This is a genomic window from Novosphingobium flavum (assembly GCF_014230315.1).
Classification (GTDB): Bacteria; Pseudomonadota; Alphaproteobacteria; order Sphingomonadales; family Sphingomonadaceae; genus Novosphingobium; species Novosphingobium flavum.
Genome location: NZ_JACLAW010000011.1, coordinates 44,397 through 57,102 on the forward strand (window position 1 = coordinate 44,397; position 12,706 = coordinate 57,102).

Annotated in this window: 10 protein-coding genes and 1 pseudogene; 6 read left to right on the forward strand and 5 right to left on the reverse strand. The window is 65.0% G+C overall.

Annotation, left to right across the window (positions count from 1 at the left end; translation table 11 throughout):
• Positions 1–26 precede the first annotated feature (26 nt).
• On the reverse strand, positions 27–629 hold the full coding sequence (locus H7F51_RS14185) for a cysteine dioxygenase family protein (RefSeq protein ID WP_221774154.1): 603 nt from the start codon (positions 627–629) through the stop codon (positions 27–29).
• A gap of 181 nt (positions 630–810) precedes the next feature.
• On the opposite strand from H7F51_RS14185, the gene H7F51_RS14190 reads away from it, so the two are divergent.
• Both H7F51_RS14190 and H7F51_RS14195 read left to right on the forward strand, forming a co-directional pair.
• Positions 811–1,644, forward strand: a complete 834-nt coding sequence (locus H7F51_RS14190) for a LysR substrate-binding domain-containing protein (protein WP_185664971.1) — start codon at positions 811–813, stop codon at positions 1,642–1,644.
• Positions 1,645–1,761: 117 nt separating this feature from the next.
• Entirely contained in the window at positions 1,762–2,418 is a 657-nt protein-coding gene (locus H7F51_RS14195) for a redoxin domain-containing protein (protein ID WP_185664972.1), read from the forward strand.
• Between the two features lie 204 nt (positions 2,419–2,622).
• Here H7F51_RS14195 and H7F51_RS14200 read toward each other — a convergent pair.
• A pseudogene (locus H7F51_RS14200) lies at positions 2,623–3,339 on the reverse strand (IS6 family transposase).
• An 85-nt stretch (positions 3,340–3,424) separates the two neighbouring features.
• Positions 3,425–4,834 carry a helix-turn-helix domain-containing protein gene (locus tag H7F51_RS14205; protein ID WP_185664973.1) on the reverse strand — a complete coding sequence of 470 codons (1,410 nt, stop codon included), beginning with the start codon at positions 4,832–4,834 and terminating at the stop codon, positions 3,425–3,427.
• Positions 4,835–4,950: 116 nt separating this feature from the next.
• Between H7F51_RS14205 and H7F51_RS14210 the strand changes: the two genes are divergently transcribed.
• Genes H7F51_RS14210 through H7F51_RS14225 form a run of 4 tightly spaced genes read left to right on the forward strand, consistent with a single transcriptional unit; the run spans position 4,951 to position 11,093 of the window.
• Positions 4,951–6,477: an acyl-CoA carboxylase subunit beta gene (locus tag H7F51_RS14210; protein ID WP_185664974.1), complete on the forward strand. Its 1,527-nt coding sequence runs from the start codon at positions 4,951–4,953 to the stop codon at positions 6,475–6,477.
• 10 nt (positions 6,478–6,487) lie between these two features.
• Complete coding sequence (gene mce, locus H7F51_RS14215) at positions 6,488–6,925, forward strand: methylmalonyl-CoA epimerase (protein WP_185664975.1); 438 nt, start codon at positions 6,488–6,490, stop codon at positions 6,923–6,925.
• On the forward strand, positions 6,840–9,065 hold the full coding sequence (scpA, locus tag H7F51_RS14220; protein WP_425491030.1) for a methylmalonyl-CoA mutase: 2,226 nt from the start codon (positions 6,840–6,842) through the stop codon (positions 9,063–9,065). The genes mce and scpA overlap by 86 nt, the downstream gene beginning before the upstream one ends.
• A gap of 6 nt (positions 9,066–9,071) precedes the next feature.
• A complete protein-coding gene (locus H7F51_RS14225; protein ID WP_185664976.1) occupies positions 9,072–11,093 on the forward strand; it encodes an acetyl-CoA carboxylase biotin carboxylase subunit in 2,022 nt (673 codons plus the stop codon).
• Between the two features lie 120 nt (positions 11,094–11,213).
• Here the strand turns inward: H7F51_RS14225 and H7F51_RS14230 are convergent, their stop codons facing one another.
• Positions 11,214–11,930, reverse strand: coding sequence for an IS6 family transposase (locus H7F51_RS14230; RefSeq protein WP_185664977.1), 717 nt, complete (start codon positions 11,928–11,930; stop codon positions 11,214–11,216).
• Between the two features lie 35 nt (positions 11,931–11,965).
• On the reverse strand, positions 11,966–12,124 hold the full coding sequence (locus tag H7F51_RS14235; RefSeq protein WP_185664978.1) for a hypothetical protein: 159 nt from the start codon (positions 12,122–12,124) through the stop codon (positions 11,966–11,968).
• Positions 12,125–12,706: the final 582 nt, after the last annotated feature.

Below are 12,706 nucleotides of genomic sequence, written 5' to 3' on the forward strand. Positions count from 1 at the left end.
GGCCTCGCCGGGTCGCCGGGCAGCGTTCAGACTGGCTGCCACAGGTTCGGCAGCGGGCAGTCGGCATAGCCCGAAATGAACGGGTGGGCGGCGCCGCTGTCGTCGAGGACAGATCGTGCGACGGCGCCGATATTGGCACCATAGACGTGGATGCTGATCGACGTGCCGTCGGGAACGGCATTGGCGACGCGGTGGATATCACCGATCCGCGGGCTGACCGCGTCGACCTCTCCCGGGCCGAGGATCTGTGGCGGGCCGACGGGTATCAGTCCGTCCGGGCCGCGCGCGAAACCTTGCGCCTCCTCGGCCCCGCGCAGCACGCCTACCAGCCCCCAGACGCGGTGATCGTGAACCGGGGTGGCCTGTCCCGGACCCCAGACGAAGCTGACCACGCAGAACCGCTCGCGGCTGTCGCAATGCAGCAGATATTGCTGGTAGCGGTCGGGGTGCGGGCGGGCATAGCGTTCGGGAAGCCAGTCATCGTGGCGGACAAGATCGGCAAGCAGGTCGCTGCCTCCGGCCAGGATATCACGTTCCTGCCGGTGATGGGCGACCAGGTCGGCCATGCGGACGATGAACCCGCGCAGGCGCGCGAGGTTGGGGGCGGGGTCTGGGGCAGCGCTGGACATGGCTGGAAGCTGCCGCGCCATGCCGCTGGTCCGCAAATGAGTTTGCCGGCCGGACCCATGAGCCCCGCTCATCGGTGCCTGCGTTACCCCATTCGGGGCGTGGGATAGAAAATGTTGGTTGTCTTCCCGTGCGTCAGGCGATTAAATCTACCAAATAAGTAGACATTATTGCCGGGGCGCCATGCCAGTCAATCTGCCGACCAACCTGCTGCGCAGCTTCGTCACCATCGTCGACACCGGCTCGATGCTCAACGCATCGGAAAAGGTGTTCCTGACCCAGTCCGCCCTCAGCCTCCAGATCAAACGGTTGGAGGACCTGCTGCAGCAATCGCTGTTCCACCGCGACGGACGCCGCCTGACCCTGACCCCGGCTGGCGACCTGATGCTGGACTATGCCCGCCGGGTGCTCGCGCTGCATGACGAGGCCGTGGCGGCGCTCACCGCGGGCGATTTTTCGGGGCCGGCGCGGATAGGCATGGTGCAGGATTTTGCCGACATGCTGCTGACCGGCCTGCTCGCCCGGTTCGCGGAACTGCATCCCGACGCGCAGGTCTATGCCCGCATCGCCGGGACGGCCGAGCTCTTGGCGCAGCTAGAAATGCGGCAGCTCGACATCGTGCTGGGATTTGGCGCCGCCAACGATCCGGCCGCTGTCGTCCAGGCGCCGATGGCATGGTATGGCGATGCGGCATTGGTCGCGCGTGAGGAGCTGCCGCTTGCCGTGCTCGAGCCGCCGTGCCGGTTCCGCGAGGCGGCGATCCGCGCGCTCGAGAACGCCGGGCGTCCCTATCGCATCACAGTTGAAACCCCCAATCTGACCACGATGTGGGCCGCGGTCCAGGCGGGACTGGGGATTACCTGCCGGACCCACCTGTTCCTCCAGGCCGAGCCTGTCGTCGCGGAAGAGCTTCCGTCCCTGCCGCAGGTTTCCTGCATCGTCCGGACTGCTCCGGCGCTGGACGGGGCGACCGCGCGGCTCGCCGCGCTGTCGCGCGAGGTAGCCGCCGGACTGTGATCCGCTCCGCGCCGGCGCCTTATGACCGTTGCTTATCTGCGCCGCCACCGATCTCGATGTTCACCGGGAACCGCACATCCTACCTTCGTCTGAACAGGATCAGCGAAGGAGGCTCTGATGACCGCAAATTCCCTGGCTCACCGCTTTAGGCAGCTCCAGGCCGAGCGGGAGCGAACGTGGACGCAAGACCAGCTTGCGGCCAATGCGGCGCAGCGTCGGCTGCTCGTCGAGCGGGACGATCCGAGCAGCAGGCCTGCCGCGGGGCACCGGCTGGCCCCTTTTGAAATCATCGACGAAAGCGGGCAGGCGCTGACCAGCCACCAGCTACTGGCCAAAGGGCCGGTGGCGCTGGTCTATTTCCGCTTCGGCGGCTGCCCTGCGTGCAACATCGCTTTGCCCTATTACGACGAGACCTTGCGCGCGCCGCTCGCCCGCGCGGGGCTCGCCCTGGCCGCGATCAGTCCGCAGGTTCCCGTCGATCCGGGCCCGGCCGGGCGCCAGGGGCTGAGCTTCCCCACCTATGGCGATCCTCACTACGGGCTTGCCCGTCAACTGGGACTTACGTTTTTTCCGGAAGATCAGCCCTCCGTTCAGCCTAGCGAGGCATGGATCGGCGCGACGCTTGGAACCGATAGCTATGAAATGGCAAAGCCTGCGGTGATCGTCATCGATCCGGACCACGTTATCCGGTTCATCGATGTGAGTCCGGACTGGCTGGCGAGGACCGAGGCGACGACTGTGCTGGCGGCGCTACAAGGCGCTTCACAGGTATAGCCCTCGCGCACCGTACCGCCGCCAGCCTGATCGGCGATACCTCCGGCCACCGAGTTCATCAGCCGACCATTGCAGCGCGAGCCGATAAGCGCCCTCCAGCCGGGCGGCTTCGCGGTTTCAACGTCAGCTTCTATCAGGCGGGAGGTGTCAGTCGGATGCGAACTGCTCTCCGTTGGTCAAGCCTCCCCCTCTCCGCGCATTCGCTCAACTCATGAGGGACTGCCACTCGGCGAGGGCGGCCGAGCGTCTCTGCTTGTAGACTTCTCTGCTAACGAGATGCCGCTCCTGGGCGAAGTGATTGTGAACGGAAGCGTGGACCGAAGCGAATTTCTGCAGCGTCTTCATCCGCCGGAAGCGCTGCATCGCACGTTCTGGTCGTCGGAACGGCAAATGTGAATTCTCGACCCGGTTGTTCAAATACCGGCCGACTTCCCGGCGCCCCTCATTTCCCAACTCGCGCATGGCAGCTCGGTAGGATCGTAGTCCGTCGGTGACGATGGTCTCGGTCTTGCCATGACGCTTCAACGTCTTCTTCAGGAACCGCAGAGCCGCAGATTTGTCTCGTTTTTTAGTGGCGTACGATTCCAGGACTTCGCCCTCGTGATCGACGGCGCGCCAGAGAAACCGCATCTCGCCGTTGATCTTCACGTAGGTCTCATCCAGATGCCACCGCCAGTGCCGGAAGCCTCGCATCCGGCTGACCCGCTAGCGTCGGATGTCCGCAGCGAACAGCGGCCCGAACCGATTCCACCACAGCCGCACCGTCTCGTGGCACAGGTCGATGCCGCGCTCGAACAACAGATCCTCGACGTTCCGCAGGCTCAGCGGGAAACGAACGTACATCATGACCACGAGCCGGATCACCTCCGGTGAGGAGTGAAAATAGCGGAACGGCGAGGCTGGCTTTTGAGGACGGGGCATGGCCCCGCCCTACCCCACGGACCGTCATCCGGTGCAGTCCTTTTGACACCACCTTTTGACACCACCCTCCGGACCGCCCAACCTTTCAGTCTGACGAAATTTGATAGGGGACGAGATTGCGGCTCAGCATGTCGACGCTGATGTCGCGGTCGTTGGGCGGAAAGGCGCGCTGGGTGCAATCACGGCGCGCGCAGATGCGGCACGAGGCCCCGATCGGCGTGGCGTTACCCGCCCCTTCGAGGTTGAGCCCGTCGGCGTAGACGAAGTCCTTGGCAAAAGCCGCCTCGCAGCCCAGCGCCAGCGCATAGCGCCCCGGGATCTGGTTATAACTGCCCGCCGGCTTGACCACGCCCTTGGCGATCGAAACATAGCGCACTCCGTCCGGCATCTCGGCCAGTTGCACATGGATGCGGTCGGGCACGGCTACGGCCTCGTGCACCACCCACAGCGGACAGGCCCCGCCAAAACGCGCGAATTGCAGCCGCGTTGCCGAATGGCGCTTGGTGATGTTGCCCGCCATGTCCACCCGGCAAAAAAACATCGGCGTGCCGCGCGCCTCGGGCCGCTGCAGCGTGGAAAGCCGGTGGCACGTCTGCTCGAACGTGGCGCCGAATGCATAGCGCAGCCGGTCGATGTCGTGGCGTACGTCGCGCGCCATGGCGCGAAACGCCTCATAGGGCATGGTCAGGGCCCCTGCCGCATAATTGCCCAGCCCCACCGCCAGCAACCGCCGCGCCACGTCCGTGCGCAGCGGCGCCCCGGCCGCGATGGCAGCGATCTGGTCGCGCTGGGCAATGGTGGCGATCAGGAACGCGATCTGGAACCGTCGGCTTTCGGACGGCAGAACGGAATCCAAGCTTAACACCTGCCGGTCCACGTCAAACCGGCGCAGCGCCCCTCCGGTCCGGCTTTCCACCGTGATCCCGCGCGCGGCCAGCCAGCCTTCCATTTCGGCCGCGCTGGGCGAAAGTCCGCCGCGCGCGATTTGCGCGGCCAGTTGCTCTGCCCCGCGGTCCAGCACATCAACATAGTTTCCAGCGTGATGAAACCAGTCGCGCACCTCTTCCCACGGCAGGCGTCCGCCCGCGAGGTTGCCTGCGCCCACGGCCTCGTCCAGCATTTCCAGCCGCTCGACATTCCGGCGCAGCGCGGTTTCCATCTGCACAAATTGGGCAGCGAATTCGGGAAACTGCTCGGCGATCCGGCGCACCTGCGCGGCTGGCAATTCCTCGCCCAGCAGCGGGTTGGCCGCCGCCTCCTGCAAGGCCAGGTGCAGAGGGGCGCCGTACCCCTGCGGAACATCCTGCCACTCAACCGGAAAGGCTGTGCGAATCCGGTCGGCCAGAGGCAGGGTCAGGGGGCGTTCGTCGTTCTCCAACTGCGACAGATAGGCCGCGCTGATTCCCAGCGTGGCGGCCATCTCCGACTGGCGCACGCCCCGACCGCTCCGCAATTGGCGCAAATGACGACCTGCAAAGATGCGGCGCGATACCATAGCATCGCTCATACTTTGCAAATTTCAGCTTCGCAACTTTGCAGAATTGCATTGGACAGCTCGCCCGCTTTGCCGCATCGCGATCATGAGACACCGTGATCAGGGGCGCAGAAGATATGTCTGCCAATATCGCCGAGATGGAGAGGCGCCGGGCCGCGGCGCGGATGGGCGGCGGCCAGAAGCGGATCGACGCCCAGCACGCCAAGGGCAAGCTGACCGCGCGGGAGCGGCTGGAAGTGCTCCTCGACGAGGGATCGTTCGAGGAAGTCGACATGTACGTCGAGCACAATTGCACCGATTTCGGCATGCCCGACAACGTGGTGCCGGGCGACGGCGTGGTGACCGGCTCGGGCACGATCAACGGCCGGCTGGTCTATGTCTTTGCCCAGGACTTCACCGTGTTCGGCGGGGCGGTTTCCGAGCGCCATGCGATGAAGATCTGCAAGATCATGGACACGGCGATGAAGGTCGGCGCGCCGGTGATCGGCCTCAATGACAGCGGCGGCGCCCGCATCCAGGAAGGCGTGGCCTCGCTCGGCGGCTATGCCGAGATCTTCCAGCGCAACGTGCTGGCATCCGGCGTGGTGCCGCAGTTGTCGCTGATCATGGGGCCCTGTGCTGGCGGGGCGGTCTATTCCCCGGCGATGACCGACTTCATCTTCATGGTGAAGGACAGCTCCTACATGTTCGTGACCGGGCCCGACGTGGTCAAGACGGTGACCAACGAGATCGTCACGCAGGAGGAGCTTGGGGGTGCGGTCACGCACAGCACCAAGACCAGCGTGGCCGACCTCGCGCTGGAAAACGACATCGAGGCCTTGCTCACCGCGCGGGAGTTCTTCGACTACCTGCCGCTCACCAATCGCTCGGGCGTGCCGGAACGGCCGACTTCGGACCCGTGGGACCGGCTGGAGGACAGCCTCGACACCCTGATCCCCGCCTCAGCCAACCAGCCCTACGACATGCACGAGGCGATCCGCAAAGTGGTCGACGAGGGCGAGTTCTTCGAGATCCAGCCCAGCCATGCCGGCAATATCATCTGCGGTTTCGGCCGGATCGAGGGGCGCACGATCGGCGTGGTCGCCAATCAGCCGATGGTGCTGGCCGGGGTGCTCGATATCAACTCCTCGAAGAAGGCGGCGCGGTTCGTGCGCTTCTGCGACGCCTTCAGCATCCCGATCGTCACTTTCGTCGACGTGCCCGGCTTCCTTCCGGGCACGGCGCAGGAACTGGGCGGGATCATCAAGCACGGCGCCAAGCTGCTCTTCGCCTATGGCGAGGCGACCGTGCCCAAGATCACCGTGATCACCCGCAAGGCCTATGGCGGGGCCTACGACGTCATGGCTTCCAAGCACCTGCGCGGCGATCTCAACTATGCCTGGCCCACCGCCGAGATCGCGGTGATGGGTGCAAAGGGCGCGGTCGAGATCATCTTCCGCGGGCTTTCGTCCGAGGAGCAGGCGGAAAAGACCCGCGAATACGAAGACCGCTTCGCCAACCCTTTCGTGGCGGCGAGCAAGGGCTTCATCGACGAGGTGATCCATCCCCATTCCACGCGGCGCCGGATCGCGCTCGGCCTGCGCAAGCTCAGGACCAAGAGCCTTGAGAACCCGTGGAAGAAGCACGACAACATTCCGCTTTGAGGACAGGCAGATGAAACTGGGCCGGATGAACCACATCGGCGTGGCCACGCCTGATCTTGACGCATCGATCGCCTTCTACCGCGATGTGATGGGCGCGAGCGACATCACCGAACCCTTCGTGCTGGAAAGCCAGCAGGTGCGCGTCTGCTTCGTCAATACGCCGGGCGAAGGCGGTATGGCAGGCACGCAGGTCGAACTGCTCCAGCCGACCTCGCCCGATTCAGCGGTCGGCAAGTGGCTGGAGAAGAACCCGCTAGGCGGCCAGCATCACGTCTGCTTCGAGGTGCCCGACATTCACGCCGCCAAGGCCGCGTTCGAGGCCTTGGGCAAGCGCGTGCTGGGCGAGCCGCGCATCGGCGCGCATGGCACGCCGATCTTCTTCGTCCACCCCAAGGACATGGGCGGCGTGCTCACCGAGATCATGGAGACGCCGCGTGGCCACCAATGAAAACCCGGGCATTGACGACTGGCAGGCCCTCGCCGCCAAGGAAGTGAAGGGCAAGGACCTCACCTGGCACACGCCCGAAGGGATCGCGGTCAAGCCGCTCTACACGGCCGAGGACGTGCGCGAAGATCCGGGCCTGCCCGGCTTTGCCCCGTTCACGCGCGGGGTGCGCGCCTCGATGTATGCGGGCCGCCCGTGGACGATCCGGCAATATGCGGGCTTCTCCACCGCCGAGGAGAGCAACGCCTTCTACCGCCGCAACCTTGCCGCCGGGCAGAAGGGCCTGTCGGTGGCCTTCGACCTTGCCACCCATCGCGGCTATGATTCTGACCATCCCCGCGTGGTCGGCGACGTCGGCAAGGCAGGCGTCGCCATCGACTCGGTCGAGGACATGAAGATCCTGTTCGACGGCATTCCGCTCGGCGAAATGTCCGTCTCGATGACCATGAACGGCGCGGTGATCCCGATCCTGGCCTTCTTCATCGTCGCGGGCGAGGAGCAGGGCGTCGACCGCAAGCTGCTCGACGGGACCATCCAGAACGACATCCTCAAGGAGTTCATGGTCCGCAACACCTACATCTATCCCCCCGAACCCTCGATGCGGATCATCTCGGACATCTTCGGCTACACCAGCCGCGAGATGCCCAAGTTCAACTCGATCTCGATTTCTGGCTACCACATGCAGGAAGCCGGGGCGACGCAGGTGCAGGAACTGGCCTTCACCATCGCCGACGGCATGGAATACGTGAAGTACGGCGTGGCCTCGGGTCTCGACATCGACAAGTTCGCCGGGCGGCTGAGCTTCTTCTTCGCCATCGGCATGAACTTCTTCATGGAAGTGGCCAAGCTGCGCGCCGCGCGCGTCCTCTGGCACCGGGTGATGACCAAGCTCGGCGCGCGGGACGAACGCAGCAAGATGCTGCGCACCCACTGCCAGACTTCGGGCGTCAGCTTGCAGGAGCAGGACCCCTACAACAACGTCATGCGCACCACGATCGAGGCGATGGCGGCCATGCTCGGCGGCACCCAGTCGCTCCACACCAATGCGCTGGATGAGGCAATTGCCCTGCCGACCGACTTCTCGGCCCGCATCGCCCGCAATACCCAGATCGTGATTCAGGAAGAAACGGGGATGTGCAACGTGGTCGACCCATTGGGCGGGTCGTACTACATCGAAGCGCTGACCCAGAACCTAGTCGACAAGGCTTGGGAGATCATCGAGCGGGTCGAGGCCGAAGGCGGCATGGCCAAGGCCGTGGCGGCAGGCTGGCCCAAGGCGATGATCGAGGAAGCCGCTGCCGCCCGCCAGGCGCGGGTCGACAAGGGCGACGACGTCATCGTCGGCGTCAACAAGTACCGCCTTGCGAGCGAGGACCATCTCGAGACGCTGGAAGTCGACAACCACGTCGTCCGCGACGCCCAGATCGCGCGTCTCGCCATGGTCCGCTCGCGGCGCAACGAGGCGAAGTGCCGCACCGCGCTGGCCGCCCTGACCGACGGCGCCGAGGGCACCAGAAACCTGCTCGAACTGGCGGTCGAAGCCGCGCGACACCGCGCCACGCTGGGCGAGATTTCCGACGCGATGGAGGCCGTGTTCGGCCGCTACGGCACCCAGCCCAGCCCGGTGAAGGGCGTCTATGGCGCGGCCTATGATGGTGACAGCCGCTACCGGCAGGTGATCGAAGGGGTTGAGGCCGTCACCCGCCGCTTGGGTCGCAAGCCCCGCCTGCTCGTCGCCAAGATGGGGCAGGACGGCCACGATCGCGGCGCCAACATCATCGCATCGGCCTTCGGCGACATGGGCTTCGAGGTCACCTCTGGCCCGCTGTTCCAGACCCCGCAGGAAACGCTGGTCCTGGCGCTCGAAAGCGGGGTCGATGCGATCGGCGCCTCCAGCCTCGCGGCGGGGCACAAGACCCTGATCCCCGAGCTGATCGGCCTTTTGCGCGAAGCGGGCCGGGGCGACATCAAGGTCGTCGCCGGCGGCGTGATCCCGCCGCAGGATTACGAATTCCTGCGCGAGGCCGGGGTTCAGGGCATCTACGGCCCCGGCTCCAACGTCGTCGAATGCGCGGCAGACATGCTGCGCCTGCTCGGACACAACATGCCCCCTCTCGGCGAGACTGCGGAAGCGGCGGAGTAAATCTCGATGTTCAAGAAAATCCTCATCGCCAACCGCGGCGAGATCGCCTGCCGGGTGATCAAGACCGCGCGGCGGATGGGCATTGCCACGGTCGCCGTCTATTCCGACGCCGACGCCCGCGCGCCCTTCGTGCAGATGGCCGACGAGGCGGTCCACATCGGACCCGCTCAGGCTGCCCAAAGCTACCTCGTGGCCGACAAGATCATCGCCGCCTGCAAGTCAACCGGCGCCGAGGCGGTCCATCCCGGCTATGGCTTCCTCTCCGAGCGGACCTCGTTCGCCGAGGCACTCGCCGCCGAGGGCATTGCCTTCATCGGGCCGCCGGTCGGTGCGATTGCCGCGATGGGCGACAAGATCGAGTCCAAGAAGCTCGCGAAGGAAGCGGGCGTCAACGTCGTCCCCGGCTTCGTCGGCGAGATCGAGGATACCGAGCATGCGGTGCGCATCTCGGACGAGATCGGATATCCGGTGATGATGAAGGCCAGCGCCGGCGGCGGCGGCAAGGGCATGCGCCTCGCCTACGATGAAAAGGACGTGCGCGAGGGCTTTGAGTCCGTGAAGCGCGAAGGCCTGAACTCCTTCGGCGACGACCGCGTCTTCATCGAGAAGTTCATTTTGAACCCGCGCCACATCGAGATCCAGATCCTCGGTGACCAGCACGGCAACGTGCTTTACCTGAACGAGCGCGAATGCTCGATCCAGCGCCGCCACCAGAAGGTGGTGGAAGAAGCGCCCTCCCCCTTCGTCAGCCCGAAGATGCGCAAGGCGATGGGCGAGCAGTGCGTCGCCCTGTCCAGGGCCGTCGGCTACTACAGCGCGGGCACGGTCGAACTGATCGTCTCGGGCGCGGACCCGACGGGGGAGTCCTTCTACTTCCTCGAGATGAACACCCGCCTGCAGGTTGAGCATCCGGTAACCGAGGCGATCACCGGGATCGACCTCGTCGAGCAGATGATCCGCGTCGCCGCTGGCGAAAAACTGGCCTTCACGCAGGACGACATCAAGATCGACGGCTGGGCGATCGAGAACCGGGTCTATGCCGAAGATCCCTATCGCGGCTTCCTCCCCTCGACGGGCCGCCTGATCCGCTACAATCCGCCGGTCGATGGCTGGGCCGACGACGGCGCGGGAAATGGGCGCCGGGGCATCGATGGCGTGCGCGTCGACGACGGCGTCTACGAAGGCGGCGAAGTCTCGATGTTCTACGATCCGATGATCGCCAAGCTGATCACCTGGGGGCCAACGCGCGAGGAGGCCGCCGACCTGCAAATCGCCGCGCTCGACAATTTCGAGATCGAGGGGCTGGGCCACAACATCGATTTCGTCTCGGCGATCATGCAGCACCCGCGCTTCCGCGCGGGCGAGCTGACCACTGGCTTCATCGCCGAGGAATATCCCGAAGGCTTCACCGGCGCCCTCGCCGGCCCGGAGCTTAGGACGGCGCTGGCCGCCATCGCCGCCTTCATCGCCGCCGCCCGGGCCGACCGGGCGCGGCGGATCGACGGACAGCTCGCCCGCCGCCTGCGCCCGCCGTCCGATTGGCAGGTTTCGCTGGACGGCGAGAGCCATGCCGTGACACTCGATGGCGACGATGTCACGGTCGACGGCACCCCGCTCGACCTCGCCATGGAATATACCCCCGGCGACCGGCTCATCGAGGCCGAGGTGGCCGGCGACGTGCTGGCAGTGCAGGTCCGGCTCACCCGCACCGGCCTCATCCTCACCACGCGCGGCGCCAGCCACAAGGTCCAGGTCCTGCCCGCCCGGATCGCGCCGCTCACCGCGCACATGATCGAGAAGATCCCGCCCGATCTCTCACGGTTCCTGATCTGCCCGATGCCCGGCCTGCTCGTCGCGCTTCACGTCAAGGAGGGCGATGTGGTCGAGGCAGGGCAGCCGCTCGCCGTGGTCGAGGCGATGAAGATGGAAAACATCCTGCGCGCGCAGAAAGCGGCGACGGTCAAGACCGTAAATGCCGTGGCAGGCGCGAGCCTGGCGGTCGACGCCATCATCCTCGAGTTGGAGTGAGTAGCGGCCTTGAAGGTCCTGGTCCGGGTGAAGCGTGTGATCGCAAGCCGTCAGTCGGAGATGTCAGTCTGATGCGAACTCGTCTCCGTTGGTCAGGCCTACCCTTCTCCGCACGATTTATCAGGCCATGAGATTCTGCCACTCGGCGAAGGCCGCCGAGCGTCTCCGTTTGTAGACTTCCCTGCTGACGAGATGGCGTTCCTGGGCAAAATGATTGTGAACCGAGGCGTGGACCGAAGCGAATTTCTGCAGCGTCTTCATCCGCCGGAAACGCTGCATCACCCGCTCCTTTCGGCGCAGGGGCAGGTGTGAATTTTCAACCCGGTTGTTAAGGTGGCGGCCGGCCTCCCGGCGACCTTCGTTTCCGAGTTCTCGCATGGCGGCGGGGTAGGATCGCAGCCCGTCGGTGACGATGGCATCGGCCTTGCCGTGGCGCTTCAAGGTCTTCTTCAGGAACCGCAACGCTGCGGATTTATCTCGCTTTTTGGTGACAAAGGATTCCAGAACCTCGCCTTCGTGATCAACGGCCCGCCAGAGATAATGCATCTCGCCGTTGATCTTCACGTAGACCTCATCGAGGTGCCACTTCCAGTGGCGGAAGCCGCGCATCCGGCTGACCCGCTGGCGCCGGATGTCCGCGGCGAACATCGGACCGAACCTGTTCCACCAGAGTCGAACCGTCTCATGGCAAATGTCGATCCCGCGCTCGAACAACAAATCTTCGACGTTCCGCAGGCTCAGCGGAAACCGAACGTACATCAGAACCACAAGCCGGATCACCTCCGGCGATGAGTGGAAATAACGGAATGGCGAGGCCGGTTTTCGAGGGCGAGGCATGGCCCCGCCCTACCCCACACGCTGCCGCATTGCCATCAGGTGCAGTTGCTTTGACAGAGCCCCTCGGTCAGTTCAACCCGGATTTCTTCCTCTCGCACCGGGTCCTGTCCGGGGAGCGACAGACGGGACCCGGCCGCCAGCCGGGCCAGGCGCGAGAGGTTGGGCTTGTAGATCATGGGCAGGCCTTTGGACATCGAGTGGATCGTCCATTCAACCTGCTGTCACGACCAGATTGACGGAAAGAGAACTTACCAAAAATCATCAACATATTGATATTACAATGTTTTTATCTTTCCCAAGAATCGGCCTTCCGCGGCGTCACGACCTGCGCGTGTCAAGCGAGAAATCGCCACAATCGTCCAGCCCGACCCCCAAAATGCTGTTTTTCAAAAACTGCAAAACGAACCCGAGAGGCATTTTGCGCCCGCGAGCGAGGTCGGATCTTGACGCCCGATTGGTCGTGATTGCATGCTGCAACGCATTGGAAGCCACCCGATGCCCCATGGGTGTCGGCGCGCGAAAGGAAGGTGTTTTCGAGGAGGCAGATGCGACCGCGACCTTGGCTTACGGTTGGCCGTCAGCGGGTCTGATCGGGCTCCGCGCGAGGGCCCGCGTGATCGGCCCCATCTTCTGGCCCCGCCCTGCCGTACCAGCCGTTGCCGGGCGCGAGCGACCGCACAGGCAGGGGCTGCGCGCGTGCGAACTCTGTCTCTGCGGCGGTTTCTCTCTCTCCGCCAGCAGGCCCCAGCCCGGCCGCTGCCGTTCAGGCGAGGCGC

Excerpts from the sequence above, each read along its gene's own strand:
- H7F51_RS14185 (WP_221774154.1), bottom strand. The coding sequence starts at position 629 with ATGTCCAGCGCTGCCCCAGACCCCGCCCCCAACCTCGCGCGCCTGCGC.
- H7F51_RS14190 (WP_185664971.1), top strand. The coding sequence starts at position 811 with ATGCCAGTCAATCTGCCGACCAACCTGCTGCGCAGCTTCGTCACCATC.
- H7F51_RS14195 (WP_185664972.1), top strand. The coding sequence starts at position 1,762 with ATGACCGCAAATTCCCTGGCTCACCGCTTTAGGCAGCTCCAGGCCGAG.
- H7F51_RS14205 (WP_185664973.1), bottom strand. The coding sequence starts at position 4,834 with ATGGTATCGCGCCGCATCTTTGCAGGTCGTCATTTGCGCCAATTGCGG.
- H7F51_RS14210 (WP_185664974.1), top strand. The coding sequence starts at position 4,951 with ATGTCTGCCAATATCGCCGAGATGGAGAGGCGCCGGGCCGCGGCGCGG.
- mce (WP_185664975.1), top strand. The coding sequence starts at position 6,488 with ATGAAACTGGGCCGGATGAACCACATCGGCGTGGCCACGCCTGATCTT.
- scpA (WP_425491030.1), top strand. The coding sequence starts at position 6,840 with ATGGCACGCCGATCTTCTTCGTCCACCCCAAGGACATGGGCGGCGTGC.
- H7F51_RS14225 (WP_185664976.1), top strand. The coding sequence starts at position 9,072 with ATGTTCAAGAAAATCCTCATCGCCAACCGCGGCGAGATCGCCTGCCGG.
- H7F51_RS14230 (WP_185664977.1), bottom strand. The coding sequence starts at position 11,930 with ATGCCTCGCCCTCGAAAACCGGCCTCGCCATTCCGTTATTTCCACTCA.
- H7F51_RS14235 (WP_185664978.1), bottom strand. The coding sequence starts at position 12,124 with ATGTCCAAAGGCCTGCCCATGATCTACAAGCCCAACCTCTCGCGCCTG.